Below are 747 nucleotides of genomic sequence, written 5' to 3' on the forward strand. Positions count from 1 at the left end.
AAATGCTGCTTGTTTGCCGTCAACATCGCGAAAGTCTGTGCGGGCTGCAACAAGAAGCGCCGTGCCCCTCCGGGAGGGCTGATAGTGATTGCCACAATGGCTGTACACACCATCCAAAGCCTGTTCGACAGGCGCTACAGCATAGCATCTTCGATACCCAATCACGCCATCTTGGCTGTCTCTTAACACGAGATAAAGCGTGCGACCATGAAACCATTCTGCCATGAGTATATCGCGTTCATGTTTTTTGACCGAACACCACGGAAAATTTGCCATGTCCCATGGGTAATCAATAAGATCCCAGCTTAATTCCTCATCCCCATCATCTATCCAATTGCCAATAAGCTTGCCTTCTTCTTTTAAGAGAACGCACTCTATCTCTGTCGTGCGTCCAAAGGAAAACAAAGCATTCCCAGCTGTTAAGCGCACACCGCTCTCATACTCCAACATGCTTTCATCAAGCCGTGACATATTGCATTCAACAGCTTGCACATCATAACCCATGACACCACGGCGAAAATCAGAGCGCAAACTTTTGGAAAGGTCGGTAATCGCTTCAATGGCTTCAAGGCTTTTGCGTTCAGGCAACTGATCAAAATCAAGTTGAAAGGAATTCCACCATATCCGTCCTGTCCAGGCGGGTTGAAAGCGTGCCGAAATCCCTAGCCATTCAAGCCCCAACTCTATTGCCGCAAGTGAGCCACGAATATTTTGCCATGCAAGACCCTGATCAATTAAATCATAAAG

At 47.5% G+C, this 747-nt stretch carries 1 protein-coding gene; it reads right to left on the minus strand.

Annotation, left to right across the window (positions count from 1 at the left end; all coding sequences use genetic code 11):
- Positions 1-747, minus strand: a 747-nt coding sequence (locus tag J7R13_RS08540; protein ID WP_208438286.1) for a phage tail protein, incomplete at both ends; no start/stop codon positions are given.

The organism is Bartonella taylorii 8TBB (assembly GCF_902825155.1).
Lineage (GTDB): Bacteria > Pseudomonadota > Alphaproteobacteria > Rhizobiales > Rhizobiaceae > Bartonella > Bartonella taylorii_A.